We start from the raw sequence: 14203 nt of genomic DNA, 5'->3' as shown, positions 1-14203 counted from the left end.
CTGAATGACGGCGAGATGCCTGCATTGTGCGGCGTTTCTGGCAGGTTCGCCGGCGTGACGGAATTGCGTAGCTCGCGAACAGCCAACGCGATTCGCGCGACCTGCGCGGCATCGGCGTAAAAAATCATCCGGATCTGCGCAAAGTCATCCAGATCTGAGCGCCTCGCGAGCACCGCGTCCCTACCATCACGTCATAGCGATCCTCAAAAGGAGCACAACGTGTTCGTCATTCTCGGAGCGACCGGTCACGTGGGACACGCGAGCGCAACCGCCTTGCGTCGCGCGGGCCACCAGGTACGCGCGGTGGTGCGCGACGCCACGCAAGCCGAAGCGCTCGCGGCAATCGGCTGCGAGCTCGCGATCGCCGACCTGAACGACCCACAGCTGGTCGCGCGCGCGATCGATGGCGCGCAGGCAGTGCAATGGCTCTGTCCGGTGCCGCGAGCGCATGACGATCCCGCGGCCGCGATGCGGCGCATCATCGACGCGGGCGTCGCGGCTTTGCGCATGAGCGCGCCACCGCGGCTCCTCGCGCTGTCCGACTACGGCGCCGAGCACGCGGATGGCACCGGCATCACGACGCTGTTCCACTACCTCGAAACGCAGTTGCGCACCGTCGCGTCGTCGCTGATCTTGTTGCGCGCCGCCGAGCACATGCAGAACTGGGCACGCGTGCTGCCGGTCGCGCTCGGCCGGGGCGCGCTGCCGAGTCTGCATGATCCGCTCGACAAGCTGTTTCCGACCGTCGCGGCGCAGGACGTCGGCGAGCTTGCCGCGCAGTTGCTGCTCGATGAAGGGCCTTCGCGCGCGACGCCACGGGTGGTCAGTATCGAAGGGAAAGAGCGGGTAAGCGCGCTCGACGTCGCGCGTACCTTGGCCGAACTGTCCGGGCGGCCGGTTATCGCCCACCGGGTGCCGCGCGACGAATGGAGTGCCGTGCTGCGCGGCGCCGGGCTCGGCGAGCGGCACGCCCAACTGATCGTCGATCTGTACGACGCGCACAACGCTGGACGCATCGACGTCGAGGCGAATATCAGCGAGCGACGCTTCGGCGCCACCACGTTGCGACAGGTGTTGAGGGCGCTGCTATCGGGCGTGGCCGGTACGGCAGCGGCGGCGCGGTGATCCGCGTGGATGTAGGGCAAGCGGACGGCGTGGCGCGGCGCGAACAGCGTCGAAGGCGTTCAACACTGGAGAGACAGCATGCAGACCTGCCCGTTGCTTCGCGCATCGATCGACGCCAGATCAACGAAAAACGCAATGCGACGGATGCAGTGCGTAGCGTCAACACCGTCAACGCACCCGAGCTCACGCGCCGAGCGCTGGCTGCGCATAGCGATAAGGCTATCGAGCTTCACGGGCTGGCGCGCGCTTGCCAACCTGCTCGCCGCGATTCCCGACAGCAATGACGATTTCGGCGTGTTCTAGGTTCTCAGTCATGAGCCGCGGGCGGCTCAAGCGGCGCTGAAGGTGCTGGCCTGGTGGCAAGCACCGCTAGCCGCCGCCAACCCGCTTATCGAGGCGGTCTACTCGTTCTCGTCGAAATGGTGACGCGGGCGAGCCTTCTCGTACAAACCTACGCCAACGCTTACGCCGGACCACTGAGAGGTTGATACCGTCAGCGATACAGTCGGGTCACGGCCTTTTTCAACGCGATCAACCCTGAACCAGGGTTCGAGCTTCTCTGACCACAACGACGACTTTTAAGGTACAACCACCAGCTGAGGTCTTAATGCAGCGCCGCTACGTAGCCGCGCTAGCTACGATCGGTCTGCTGTGACATTCCGCCGGCAAGCGTCGGTTCGCGCTGGCGGACCTGCACGCGCAGCGAACAGAGCAGTGGCGATCAACCCGCTCCGAAGCGCGGCGGATTTCATGCGGTCAATGGGTATTTTCTGGACGCGGAACGGAGGTGAGGCTGTGGGACCGCCTTCACGTCAGTTGCGATTTTGCCTGTCGCCATCAGCGCCCTTTTCGCTGAGGGTTTGGTCTACATCTTCTCCTTCACACCGGAACGAATCAGCCACCAGTTCACAGGGTAGCTCGTTACGAAGCCCGCGAGCATGGCGATCTGCATGGCGAACCAGAACTCCGAACTTGTCACGTTCGCGATGCCGCCAAAAACCGGCTTGAACCATAGGAACTGAATGATCGCCATTGCTCCATACATGCCAATCTGCCACGCGGTTATCGAGGCAATATCCGCTTTGACTGCAGCGATCACGCCCTGTCCAATTGACAGGTCGCGCATCGGCTTGATGGTGAAGTACTGAAAACCGATTCCTAGCAGAAAGGCGATCATGAAGTCTGGGATCCAGACGGCAAAAGTTTTCTCGTTGAATACGCTGTGCCATCCGAACCACACCGCCAACCCTGGAAACGCAAACGCTGACCATTCGACAACAATGTCGCCGAGTGTGCAACCAGCGCCGCAATGACTAGTGCCTTTCATCACGATCACTGTGAACGGTTGCGTTTTATCGCCAGCTTCGGCGGCGAGCACGTTGCGTCCCCATGCATAATAGGCAGCAAGCCAGAGAACTGTGCCGAATAGCGTGGTCAGCGGCCAAACCAGGCTCATGATCCACATCTTCTGCGGATGTCTTACCTCGTCAGTCACAATGATGACGGCACACACCACGCCTAACACAATCCAGGCGATTGACAGACTATGGAGCCAGGCTGGAAAAGTACCGTAAGTCATCGTTGGTCTTGAAAGGCTTTGCACAAATAGCGCACAGAAGAGCAACTGCCGTTCCGGCTCTGCAAGATTGGCTGATGAACAACGGCTGGATTCGGGCAGACGCCGGGTTACAGGTCTCCTGATGACCAAGCGAGATTGCAGGTCAACCGAACGGTCGCGATGCATCGTTAAGCACGTCGCCGGGGCGCGAAAAGGACGATCAGAGAATAGCGATGATCCCGCTCGGCACGTTGCCCGGGCCATCGGTCAGAATCGCAAGAAGTGAGTTTGGCCTCGCGTTGGCGCGGCCTCCGAAACGCTCCGACAGATCAAACCAGCAGGTCGAGCGATCGACTCTGCCGTCAGAGGAGCGACTGCGCCACCTGTCTCGACTTTAATCCGGCGTGCGTCTCCGGCCCGCGCTGTGCGAGTGGCGAGAGGTCGCGCCGGTTCAGAACAGCTGGTGCAACAGAAAACACCTTACATCGGCATCCCATCTCAAGTCGCGCCAGCTCATTCCTGTCTTTTCACCGCGCTGTTACGCGTATTGCGCTCGATCGCTGTGAGCAGGAGCAGCAAAGTCAGGAAACCTGTCAACGCGAGAAGAATTCCCAGCGACGAACCGAACTGAGCGTTTTTGCCCTCTGCCGCCTGAACGGCGCTTTGGGCCGCATCAATCCGCCCAATCTTGACACGGGCATACTGATCCATGGCCGCTGCAACATACCGCTCGCGGTTGTCCCATTCCCACGTGGCAGCGTGCTGCCCGGCAGCCGCAACAACGTCGGACAGTTCATCCAGGAACTGCTGTCGGTCGGCTTGGGGAATACGCTCGAGCCACGCCTTGAGCAGCGGTTGGCTTGCATTATTCTGGTTCAACAGGGCATTAAGCGGAGCGGGGATAATTAATCCCGCGGCGCCAGCGACATCCGCCATGGCGTTGCCGTTCGCGCTGCCGATTTTCAGACCGTCGTTGGCCGCCTCCGAACCCGCTATCGAAGAGAGTACCTCGCTCGCGCTGACGGGCGGATCTGTGATAACAGCTGCCGTCCTCGGAACGCCAAGCGCAAACATTAATGCGATCATCGCCAGGATGGCGCCAACCAGCGCGATCAGACATAGCACGCGCGCCATGCCCAATAGACGCTTTTCGATTCTGTCTGCGATCCCCATATGAACTCCGTCGATGTCTGTTCGACCTACCGTCGCCTTTGCCTCACGGCTTGCGCAGATAACGCTCCGAGAGCGCCTCGTACAGCGGTGGCGCAAAAAAGCGCGAGACGCGACTCGCGATGAGCGCCGTGGCCATCAGCGAGATAACGAGCGCGTGCCCGTTGATCATCTCGATGACGATCACGAACGCCGTGATTGGGCTCTGGGTGACCGCCGCCAGATAGCCGACCATGCCGAGCGCGATGAGCATCGGAAGCTGGATCTGCGAGAACGCCATGTGAACCGTGTTGCCGATGCCAGCCCCGATCGCGAGCGACGGGGCGAACAGGCCTCCGGGCGCGCCTGGCAGATACGACCCCACCATCGAGACCATCTTCAGGAGCGGGTATGCCGCGCTGACATGCGCGCTGCCTTCCAGCATGCTCCGCGCTTCGGCATAGCCGCTGCCAAATGTATGGCCATTGGCGCTCACGCCGACGAGCGCAATGACCAGGCCGCATAGCGCGCCGAATAGCACAGGCCGCTTCACGCGCAGTTCGAGCAGAACTTCGGGCATCCAGCGCTTCGTGTTGAGCAACAGCCAGCAGAAGCATCCCCCTAGCGCGCCCGCAAGGATACCGATCAGCACCACGGCGAGGCTGAGCCATCGGGGCAATCCCGACCCGATATCGATCGTGCCGAAATACACATAGTTTCCCTGCAGCCCAAGTGAAACGACGCCAGCGAAGATGATTGCCGTGATCAGCACGCCGCTCGCGCGCTGCTCGAAGCTGCGCATGAGTTCCTCAATGGCGAACACCACGCCTGCGAGCGGAGCATTGAATGCCGCCGACAAACCGGCGGCCGCACCCGCGAGCGCGAGTCTGCGCTCCAGCACGCCCGGCCGGATCGCCAGAAAACGACTCGGGTAAAAGCGTCTCAGGCTGAACATCAGGGCGGCGCCAACATGAATGGTCGGACCTTCGCGGCCGATGGTAAAGCCACCGAGCAGGGCCAGGAACGAGACCAGAATCTTTCCAACGAGAATACGCAGTGTGAGCAGCCGTGGCCCGAGTTCGTTCGGCCCGTGCAGCATGGCGATCACCTGGGGGATACCGCTGCCCTCGGAACCGTCAAAGAAGCGCCGTGTAAGCCACACCGTAACGGCGCCTGTTGCGGGCGCCACAATCAGAGGCAGCCAGAACCAGTCAGCCGCATAGCGAAGGAACACAGCGTAGCCGAAATCGATCAGCTTCGCGTAAAGCACCGCGACCAGGCCTACGGCGATCGCCCCCAGCCAGAACACGCCATAGTGGAGCCATAACCGGTTGATGCGCTGCAGCTTTCGACGGTCCATCAGCGCGAGAATGCGCACGATCTGTTCCCCTGTTTTTCTTCTGGGTTTTTTCCGGCGACGCCCTCACGGGCTGCATTTCGCGCCAGAAGCGCGACTCAGGCTTTCCGCGGTGACGGAACCTTCATATTGAACGCGATTGCGAGCCAGCACAATATGAGCCCGGAGCACGCATAAAACACCGCGTTCGCGCCATCGTGTTTTAGAAGCCAGCCGCCAACCACGCCGCCGAGGGCAAGGCCGATCGACTGCGTGGTGTTGTATACGCCCGTGGCCGCACCCTTCCGATCGCCCGGCGCGAGCTTCGAGACGAGCGAGGGCTGCGACGCTTCGAGGATGTTAAAGCCGAGGAAATACACGAACAGGACGGCGGGCACGATAACGAGTGTATGTTCGAGCGAGCCAAGCAATAGCTGGCCAATGAGGATCAGACCGATTGCAGAGACGACCACGGCCTTCATTTTCCCCCGCTTCTCCGCGGCAATGATGGCCGGCACCATCATGACGAACGCAATACCCATGACCGGCAGATAGACCTTCCAGTGCAACGAGACCGGCAGCCCTGCGTCGACGAGCAGGCGAGGCACCACAAGGAACAGCGCCGTTTGCGTGGCGTGCAGTACGAGCACGCCGAAGTTCAGGCGCAGCAGCTCGACGTTGTGGAGCACTTCGGCAAATGGCGCCCGCAAGTGGACGGGCCGGTTCGGCGAATCCGGCACGACCCAGATCACCACGCCCACCGCGAGAATCGAGAGCGCGCCGACCAGCGAGAACAGGCCGCTCATCCCGAGCCAGTGGAACACCAGAGGCGCACCCACGATCGCCACCGCAAAAGAAATGCCGATCGAGGCACCCACCATCGCCATTGCTTTTGTGCGGTGCTGCTCGGCAGTGAGGTCGGCAATAAAAGCGAGCACCGCGGAGGAAACGGCGCCCATTCCCTGGATCACGCGACCGACGATTATCCAAACAATATCGTGCGCCCCCGCGGCGACGAAGCTGCCGATCGCAAATATTACGAGACCCGTCGCGATAACTGGCTTGCGGCCAACCTTGTCGGAAACCCAGCCGTAGAAGATATAGAAAAGCGATTGAGTGACGCCGTACGCCCCCAGCGCGATGCCGACCAGCAGGAGATTGTCGCCGCCGGGAATGGTTTTCGCATACACCGAAAACACCGGCATGATCATGAAGAGACCGAGCATGCGCAGTGCAAAGATCGCGGCGAGCGACAGCGTCGCTCGCAGCTCGAGCGCACTCATGCGCGAGCGGGAAGTGGCCGATGTGGAAGTTGCGCTCATATCGTGTAAAAAAAAACCCAGCAGTCGCTGGGTGAAGATAGCTGCCGATGCCGCAGTCGGACGTGCTTGACCGGCAAGCTGAGGACACGTCGAAGTCACGCGATTCCGCGCCGCACCCGCTGAAAGCCTGGTGCAATATTATGGCACGACATGACATTTCCAGGAATTTAGACGCGAAAACTTAAACGAAACTTAAAACCCGGCTCGTGAGCCAGCCGGCGTGCTGCTTGAGACCCTGGTGATCTGGGACGGCGTGCTCTCTCTTTTATGCGGCCTTCAACGATCCCCAGACGGTCATTGGAACCCTGAGCGCTGCGAGGGCTCCCGCTCCCGGAAGCGGGTCGAATGCGGCCAGACCTCTCGTCCTACGGCCGCATGACGAAGGGCACGCGCGATTTACCGCTCGCGCAGATTACGTCGGATCGCAATCATTTAGCTTCGCGACATGTCGAGAATTATTGGTCCGATGCGGCAGGTCGCTAATGAACGTCAGGTCGCATCTGCAGACTTATCGCGTCTATCCCCTGGAACGCTCTTGCGCTGACAACGGCATCGGCGCTGTCTCGCAATAACGAAGACATGCGCCGGCACCTCAGCGCTCCAACGGTCTAAATACCCCAGAGAATATCGTCGCCATGGCGATGGGCCTCGCGCATCATGTCGAGCAATGGCCAGGCGCGATGTTCGACGGTCGCGGCCGCACTGTTTGAACTATGGTCGTTCGGCACGTGATGGAGGACGTTGAGGGCTAATTCGGTGCGTGCCTGATCTTCGATAGCGCGTTCAAGTCGCGTTATCACCGTACCCAGTTCGTCGTGGCTGATGACGCCACGAGTGGCGACTTGCTTACCAATGGCTGCGAGGAGATATTCCGCGAGGTTCCGCAGCATGACGACGTCCGGAGTTGAACGGCACTTGAACGTAACAAGCATACAGACCTCTCCGCGAACGACAACTGTGCCGTTGCGACGGCCGCCGAGACGGCCGCCTGATGCAATCGACGCTTATAACCAGCAACGAGGCTTGCGCTAATCTCGATATCCAAAGTGTAGGCCAATGTGTCACATTGTGCTATATAAAGATCAGATGCGCGGACCATACCTTACCGGCGCGCAGGCAGGTCGACATGAATCTAACTCGCGGGCAGCGCTCATTAGCTGCGCACGACGTTCGTTGTGTTGTGGCATAAGCGGAGGCAATAAATGCCATGATCGACTGCTCTTTGGGGGCGTGATGACCCTCCAGAATAAGCTAACGCTAAATTGTCCCTCTGTACCGCCAGGGACGCTTTGGCATCGCGGACAGATTCATCGTGCGCTCGCGGACGAGGCGGGATGCTCGGCAGGCTTCGAAGCCATTTGTGCGGTTTGTGCGTGCTGAGGAATGGCGTCCAGGTCGACCCAGTCATACCGCACGCTCGCCACCGCCTGCCGGAGGGCGTCATTTGCTTGATAGTACTGGTGATGAGAGATCAGCCTCGCAGCGTCATTGACGTCCGCGATCACCAGTTTTAGCGGAACGAGTTCCATGGTGTAGGCAACGTTGATATTCGCGACCTTCAGGGCGTTGAGCGCCTGATCCCGCTGACCTTGCTTGATGTGCTCATTCGCGGATGCCACCGCTTTGGATTTCTCGGAAGACTGGGCGAGATTGTCGGTGATAGTTACGTCAGCGCCAACTGGAAGCCACGTCAGCTCCTGCGAAGCGTGAGCGACGTCCGCTTGGACATGCGGCGCACCGGAAGCCGTGGGTGGAAGTTTCAAGTCTTTTTCAGCCTTGGTAAAAGCAGTATTGTCAGCCTGCGCTTCCTGCAGTGATTTCTGGGCGGCTTTTACAAGCGTGGCGGCCTCCGAACCGTTACCGTTGAAGATTGCGAGTCGCGCAAGTTCGATCTGCTGGAAGGCCTCGTTTCCTTTCCCCGAGACTTTGCCCATGTCCGACGCGACGGCCCGCGGGGACTCGGCGGCCTGCACGGTCGCACCACAATAGGCGGCGGAGAGCAACGCGCACGTGACAGCGATAACCTGATGCCTTTTCATGGTTCATTCTCCTCAGCGAGTGTCCAGTTCCAGACGTCGCATGCGGCCTTGCGCGCTCACATCGGCGGCGCATATGGCATGCGAGACTTTCACAGGGCTTGAACTTCGAACAGTTGACGCTTTAAAGCTAGGCCGTGGTGCTTAAAGGACGCTTAATAAGGAGCCATCCGGACGCAAGGCGGCAGCACTGGGTAGTGCGAAGAACCGGACCTCGCCAGTTAGCGTTCGCATGATGTGCTAGCAGCGCGAAGCGACCACTGCCGCTTCTGATGCGCAATGACGTCAGGTTCATCGCACATACTCGTGATCATCGGCGTTAGAGGGCGCTCATTCTGCCCGTCGCTTCCGGTTAGACAAGTCTTGCTCGATCGCCGCTCATTACATGAGCGCGACTCCCTGACCAGATCTCACCGTTGGAAGTCTGGCTTGCAGTTCAGGCGGGTACTCGGGTAGTCCCTTCAAGCGCCCCGCTAACGGATCGAGCTTCCGTTGACTCCTCCCTCGCTGAACGATGGCGTTGCCAGTCAACTCGTCGCGTCCATTCGCTCCATCATTGCTCGCGTCTGCTCGACGCGCAACGCGCAGCGCATTGCGAGCCTCATCACGATCACGCTCCAGAGCGCCACTAGAAGAATGTCCCAACCGAATCCGATCACACCGAGTCCGCCACCGATGCCGCCGAGCCACGACAATAACCAGATGCCCCCAAACCACGGCAACAGCCACGCAATGTTGTTCCAGCCGAAGTCTTTCGCAGCTTTGCGCAAGACGATGTGGTAGTACGCCGCGTAGAGTACGAAACCGATCGCCACCAGCGCAAACAGAAAGGTGTTCGTTGCAAAGCCAGTCCAATATATTACGAGGTTGCTGCAGATAAATGCGGCTGGCGCCAGCACGGGCGCGGCCCACATGCGAAATGGACGATGCAGTTCCGGAAGGTTACGGCGCAACACCAGCAACGCGACCGGACCAAGACCATATGTCAGCACCGTAACCGACGTAATGTAGTCGACCATCTTCTGCCATGCAGGAAACGGCAGCAGGAAAATGGTGCCAACCACCCACATCACGAGAACCGCCAGCCATGGCACCTTGTTGCGGTTCAGCTTTGTCAGCACGCGGGGACCGGCCTCCATTTCGCCCGTAGCAAAGAGGACGCGCGATCCGCCGGTTACATACATCAGCCCCGTGCCGCCAGGCGATATATAGGCGTCGATATAGAGAAGCGTCGCCATCCAGCCGAGCCCGAGCGTCGCGGCAAGTCCAGCGAACGGTCCCATTTCCCCCTTGAAGCTGAGGTGTGCCCATCCGTGCGCGAGATCGACCGGCGACAGCGCCCAGATAAAGGCCACTTGCAACATGATGTAAACCACTGCAGCGAGCACGACCGAGCCAATCACGGCTAGCGGAATGTCGCGATGTGGATTGGCCGTTTCGCCGCCGAGGTCGATCGCAGTACGGAAGCCCAAATAGCTGAAAACGATACCTGCTGCGGGAAGTGCCGTGAACATGCCGGAGAGCTTGTAGGTGTCAGGCGCCGCACGCACGACATCCCAGTGGGTGCTCGCTGCCATCAAGCCAACGATGGTCAGTATCGGTACCAGAATTTTCCACCACGTAATGGTTGAATTGACGTTGAGCAGCCATCTGATCACCATCAGATTCAGCAGCGCGGTGATTCCGAGCAAACCGGCGCACACGAAGAAGCCCGCCAAACTCAGCACCCCGGCGGAGCCAGGACGGATCAGCCATGGCAGATAGTTGCTTGCATAAGTGACGATTGCTTCGGCTTCGACTGCAGGCACCGGGACATAGGCGAGGAAGAGCAGCCAGCACCACAACCTTCCAAGTCCGTCGCCATGGCTCGCGTGGCTCATATGAACCAGCGCCCCACTACGAGGAAAAACGGCGGCAAGCTCCGCGAAACATAGCGCAATCAGCATGATGATGACAGCGCCAAGCGCCCAACTGCCTATGCTCAACGGACCGGCTATTCTCGATGCATGGTAGGCGCCGAACAGCCACCCTGAACCAATCATGCTAGTGGTGCTTGCGAACAGCAACCCCACTATCCCAGCATCGCGACGCAGTTTGCCCGATAGCGTCAGGTCGGAAATCGTGCTCATTTCTGGTCTCCTTGCGCCTGCCCCGGAGTTCGGTTTTTGAACCGGCGTTGCGCGAAAGAGGCGGTGCGCATCCGCGCACCGTCATACATGAACGGCTCATCCTGAACGCTTCGACCGCATAAACGGCGATAAAATTCCCGCCGTGAACCGAAGCGACAATTAAAGGGCTTGGAAATGCCCGTGCGCTTCGACGAGCGTTAGTTCACACTGTGCCATTTCAAATTCGTGCATGGCTTCATGCGATTCAAGCATCGTCGAGCATGCGCCAATCGCTCGCACTGGCCCCGGCCAGAGTACGCACACGAGCTTCGTCGCGCGCAAGTTCTCGCGCGGATCCGGAAAAAACGACCCGACCATCGTCCAGCACGCAAGCCGCGTCGGCAATCTCGACAGCCGCTCGAACGTTCTGCTCAACCAGAAGCACCGACATGCCTTCGGCGCGCATTCTGACGATAACATCAAACACTTCCCGCACCATCAGCGGTGCGAGACCTTGAGACGGCTCATCGAGAAGCAGTACGCGTGGGTTGAGCAGCAGGCCGCGTGCGATCGCGAGCATTTCCTGCTCCCCTCCGGAGAGTTGCCGGCCCTTGCTGTTCCGACGCTCGCGTAACCGGGGAAAAAGCTCAAACACACGTGCGATCGTCCAAGGACCGGTGCGCCCGTTGGGCACAAGCAGATTTTCTTCCACGCTGAGACCCGCGAATATGCGCCTACCCTCCGGCACATATCCGACACCGAGCGACGCGACCCGGTCTGGCGGCCAGCCGGTCGTTTCGCGGCCTAGAATGCTCACCCTTCCCGCGCGTGGCCGGGTCAATCCCATCAGGCTTCGCATGGTTGTCGTCTTGCCGGCGCCGTTGCGCCCTACCAGGGCGACAATCTGGCCGTCGTCAACGTCCACCGATACGCCATGCAGAATGTGGCTCTTGCCGTACCAGGTCTGCAGTCCCTCGGCAACCAGGGCACTCATTTTGCTGTTCCCAGATAGGCTGCTTGCACGGCTTGATTGCCGGTGATTTCTTCCGGCGTTCCTTCTGCCAGAATCCTGCCTTCGGCGAGCACCATGATGCGCTGTGCCAGTTGGAAGATGACGCGCATGTCGTGCTCGATCAGAATCATCGTCAGCGATCGATCGCGGTGCAGGCGTCGTATCAGTCGCGTCACGTCGTAGGTTTCCTGATCTCCCATCCCCGCGGTCGGTTCGTCGAGGAGCAGGAGCCTGGGTTCGAGTGCGAGCGACATGATGATTTCCGTGGCTCGCTGGTCGCCAAGCGACAGCTCGCCCACCAACCGGCGCGCACGCTGCTCGAGTCCGCCGAGCACGAGCAATTCTTCCAGCCGGTGGTTGACGGTCGCGCGCGCCGCCCTCGATAGCCACGGCGAGAGCCTGTGCCCGGCCCGAAGTTCGACCGGAATCCGCAGATTATCGCGAACGGACAACTCAGGAAAAACTTCCGTAATCTGGAAAGTCCGCGCCATTCCCATGGCAACGCGGCGATGAGGCGCAAGCCGGGTCACGTCGCGTCCGTCGAACACGATACGCCCCGACGTAGGCGGAAAGAACCCACTGATCAGATTGAAGAACGTCGTCTTTCCTGCACCGTTAGGTCCAATTACCGCGCGAAGCTCACCGGCTTCCACAGTCAGGCAAACATCGCTAACCGCGCGAAGATTGCCGAACCGGTGAGATACGTGATCGACTACGAGCAGGCTCATGAACGCACCCCGCCCGTCCGGATGCCCAGCACGCCACGGGGAAAGAACAGAACGACGAGGATGAACAGCAGGCCGATAAACGACATCCAGTTCTCAGTCCGTGTGGAGATGTAATCCTGAACCAGCACGAAGACGGCCGCGCCGATCAGCGGTCCCCACAACGAGCGCATTCCCCCCAGCACGGCCATGATCACAAAATCGCCTGACTGGTCCCACCGCAGATCATGCGGATCGGCGAAGTTATTGAGTAGCGCGTACAAGGTACCGGCAAAACTCACGAAAAAGCAGGAGATCACGAACGACAGCCAGATATGCTGCTCCACCGGCAGCCCCAGGAAGCGCGCCCGCTTTTCGTTCTCGCGTATCGCCAGAAGCGTACGGCCAAACGGAGAGCGCAACAGCGCAGTCATGACGGCAACCGACACGGCAAAGCAAAGCAGAACGAAATAGTAAAACACGGTGCTGTTGCCAAGAATGTCGATTCTCTGCTGGCCAAAGTGGAGAGGCATGCGATGCCATCCGGAGAGCCCATCGTCGCCGCCAGTCACGGCGTTCCAGCGAAAGGCGACGAAGTAGAACACCTGGCCGAATGCGATCGTCGCCATCGCGAAATAGACGCCCCGAAGCCTGGCAATCAGCGCGCCGATGAGCGCCGCCGCCAGCGTGCCGGCCGCGACCCCAATGACGATACCAAGCAGCGTATTCGGCACCAGATAACGGATCGTCATACCAACGCCATACGCGCCGAGACCAAAATATGCCGCGTGACCGAACGACAACACGCCAGTAAAACCGAGTAGAAAATTGAGCGCCATCGCCGCCAATGCCATTACTACTACGCGTGTACCAAGTGCCGTATAGCCGCCGAGCCAGGTGATCCAGTACGGCATGGCTGCGAGCGCCAGCCAGACCGCCGCATCCCCCGCGAGTTGCAGTGATGATCTCACTGGACCCTCCCTTCCTCACCCAACAGTCCGCGCGGACGTACGAGCAGCACTAGCCCCATCAGGACGTAAATCACCGCTTCGGTCGCGGACGGGAAAAAGACAGAAGTCAGGCCAGAAGCGACGCCAATGAGAATGCCGCCGAGCAGCGTACCCGGCAGGCTGCCCAGTCCCCCGACGATGATCGCAACGAAACTCGGCATGATGAGCGAATCACCGATGGTCGGTTGCAGTCCGAGCATGCCGGCTGCCAGTACGCCAGCCAGCCCCGCGAGAAAGATGCCGAGGCCGAAATTCATGCTGCGAAGCCACCGTACATTCACGCCCAGTGTCGCGACCGTTTCGAGGTCTCCGACACCAGCGCGGATACGAATGCCGGATCGAGTGAACTTCAGGAACATGAAGAGCGCCGCCACGACGATCACAACCAGAACGACCATGAACACACGATAGCCCGTTAGAAAGAAGAACGAGGACGTCAATGGCCGGTTCAGCGCGTCCGGAATCTGGTATGGCAATGTCTGAGGCCCCCAGATATAGCGGCTACCGTCCTGCAGCAGAAACGCGAGCCCGAACGTGAGCAGCAGACTGTATAGGGGATCTCTTCCATACAGCCGGCGAATCAGTACCCGCTCGATCAGCAGTCCGAGAGCAGCCGTCAGCAAGGGGGCAATAACAAGCGCCGCCCAAAAGCCGACATACGGCATGATCGTGTAGGCGAGGTAAGCGCCAATTGCCAGGAATCCGCCGTGCGCGAAGTTGATGACACCGCTCAGATTCAGGATCAGCGACAGGCCAAGCGCCATTAGCGCGTAAAACGCGCCAATGACGATACCGTTGAAAACGTTGAACAGGATCAATTGCGTCATACCGTTACCTGTGCTG

At 60.0% G+C, this 14203-nt stretch carries 13 protein-coding genes; 2 read left to right on the top strand and 11 right to left on the bottom strand.

The genetic code is table 11. The annotated features are described in order from the left end of the window. Window positions 1-219: 219 nt before the first annotated feature. Together HWY30_RS10640 and HWY30_RS10635 are read left to right on the top strand one after the other, a co-directional pair. Window positions 220-1125, top strand: coding sequence for an NmrA family NAD(P)-binding protein (locus HWY30_RS10640; protein WP_090805935.1), 906 nt, complete (start codon window positions 220-222; stop codon window positions 1123-1125). A gap of 135 nt (window positions 1126-1260) precedes the next feature. After that, entirely contained in the window at window positions 1261-1428 is a 168-nt protein-coding gene (locus HWY30_RS10635; protein WP_176078873.1) for a hypothetical protein, read from the top strand. Between the two features lie 562 nt (window positions 1429-1990). On the opposite strand, the gene HWY30_RS10630 is transcribed toward HWY30_RS10635, so the two are convergent. From HWY30_RS10630 to HWY30_RS10580, 11 genes are all read right to left on the bottom strand, one after another. Next, window positions 1991-2869: a DUF4396 domain-containing protein gene (locus HWY30_RS10630; RefSeq protein WP_244144863.1), complete on the bottom strand. Its 879-nt coding sequence runs from the start codon at window positions 2867-2869 to the stop codon at window positions 1991-1993. Between the two features lie 327 nt (window positions 2870-3196). Next, entirely contained in the window at window positions 3197-3856 is a 660-nt protein-coding gene (locus HWY30_RS10625; protein ID WP_090805940.1) for a hypothetical protein, read from the bottom strand. A gap of 43 nt (window positions 3857-3899) precedes the next feature. Then, the gene (locus HWY30_RS10620) at window positions 3900-5192 is read right to left on the bottom strand and encodes a chloride channel protein (protein ID WP_090805942.1); all 1293 of its coding nucleotides are present in this window, start codon (window positions 5190-5192) and stop codon (window positions 3900-3902) included. 95 nt (window positions 5193-5287) lie between these two features. Further along, the gene (locus HWY30_RS10615) at window positions 5288-6451 is read right to left on the bottom strand and encodes an MFS transporter (protein WP_090805943.1); all 1164 of its coding nucleotides are present in this window, start codon (window positions 6449-6451) and stop codon (window positions 5288-5290) included. 647 nt (window positions 6452-7098) lie between these two features. Next, a complete protein-coding gene (locus HWY30_RS10610) occupies window positions 7099-7422 on the bottom strand; it encodes a DUF1840 domain-containing protein (RefSeq protein ID WP_090805945.1) in 324 nt (107 codons plus the stop codon). Between the two features lie 375 nt (window positions 7423-7797). Next, window positions 7798-8529: a YfdX family protein gene (locus tag HWY30_RS10605; RefSeq protein ID WP_090805947.1), complete on the bottom strand. Its 732-nt coding sequence runs from the start codon at window positions 8527-8529 to the stop codon at window positions 7798-7800. A gap of 524 nt (window positions 8530-9053) precedes the next feature. After that, window positions 9054-10655 (bottom strand): APC family permease, encoded by a 1602-nt coding sequence (locus HWY30_RS10600; protein WP_090805948.1) that lies wholly within the window; start codon window positions 10653-10655, stop codon window positions 9054-9056. A 244-nt stretch (window positions 10656-10899) separates the two neighbouring features. Beyond that, complete coding sequence (locus HWY30_RS10595) at window positions 10900-11628, bottom strand: ABC transporter ATP-binding protein (RefSeq protein ID WP_090805950.1); 729 nt, start codon at window positions 11626-11628, stop codon at window positions 10900-10902. After that, on the bottom strand, window positions 11625-12374 hold the full coding sequence (locus tag HWY30_RS10590; protein WP_090805951.1) for an ABC transporter ATP-binding protein: 750 nt from the start codon (window positions 12372-12374) through the stop codon (window positions 11625-11627). Before HWY30_RS10590 ends, HWY30_RS10595 begins: the two co-directional genes overlap by 4 nt. After that, entirely contained in the window at window positions 12371-13264 is an 894-nt protein-coding gene (locus tag HWY30_RS10585) for a branched-chain amino acid ABC transporter permease (RefSeq protein WP_244168782.1), read from the bottom strand. The genes HWY30_RS10590 and HWY30_RS10585 overlap by 4 nt, the downstream gene beginning before the upstream one ends. Window positions 13265-13317: 53 nt before the next feature. Continuing rightward, entirely contained in the window at window positions 13318-14187 is an 870-nt protein-coding gene (locus tag HWY30_RS10580) for a branched-chain amino acid ABC transporter permease (protein WP_090805954.1), read from the bottom strand. Window positions 14188-14203: the final 16 nt, after the last annotated feature.

This window comes from Paraburkholderia tuberum STM678 (genome assembly GCF_902833905.1).
Taxonomy (GTDB): Bacteria; Pseudomonadota; Gammaproteobacteria; order Burkholderiales; family Burkholderiaceae; genus Paraburkholderia; species Paraburkholderia tuberum.
The sequence above is the reverse complement of the archived record's forward strand: the minus strand, read 5'-3'. Positions and strand labels throughout refer to the sequence as shown.